This is a genomic window from Phenylobacterium kunshanense, from assembly GCF_003254525.1.
GTDB lineage: Bacteria > Pseudomonadota > Alphaproteobacteria > Caulobacterales > Caulobacteraceae > Phenylobacterium > Phenylobacterium kunshanense.
Map to the genome: position 1 here is coordinate 1 of NZ_QFYS01000035.1, position 518 is coordinate 518.

The 518-nt window shown below is 67.8% G+C and carries 1 protein-coding gene; it reads left to right on the plus strand.

The window, feature by feature from the left end:
- Positions 1-152: 152 nt before the first annotated feature.
- On the plus strand, positions 153-458 hold the full coding sequence (locus DJ019_RS20670; protein WP_240606559.1) for an endonuclease domain-containing protein: 306 nt from the start codon (positions 153-155) through the stop codon (positions 456-458).
- The last annotated feature ends 60 nt before the right edge of the window (positions 459-518 follow it).

Genomic DNA, 518 nt, shown 5'->3' on the forward strand with positions numbered 1-518 from the left:
GAATGCTCCCCCTCAGGGGGAGCTGTCGCGAAGCGACTGAGGGGGTTTCAGCCCCGGCGCATCGGTGCGCCCATCGGACGTTCGCCTGCTAAGTTTGGTGTATGGACGCGCCGCGACCGACGAAGGACAGGGCCAGGTCGCTCCGGCGGACCATGAGCCTGCCGGAAGTGCTGCTGTGGCGCGTGCTGAAGGGCCGGAAGATGGAAGGGCTCCACTTCCGCAAGCAGCATCCGGTCGGTCCATATGTGCTCGACTTCTACTGCGACGCGAGGAAGCTGGCGGTGGAAGTCGACGGCGGAAGCCATGGCTTCGGAGACCGCCCGGATCGGGACGATCGCCGCGACGCATGGCTGGCCGAGCGTGGGATACGCACGTGGCGGCTTCCAGCCTCGCTGGTGCTGCGCAGCGTGGACGACGCTGCGCGTACGATCTGGGCTCGGCTGGAAGAGGAAGACTGAGACGCCGCGGGCGTGAACCCCCTCCGGCCCTTTGGGCCACCTCCCCCTGTGGGGGAGGAT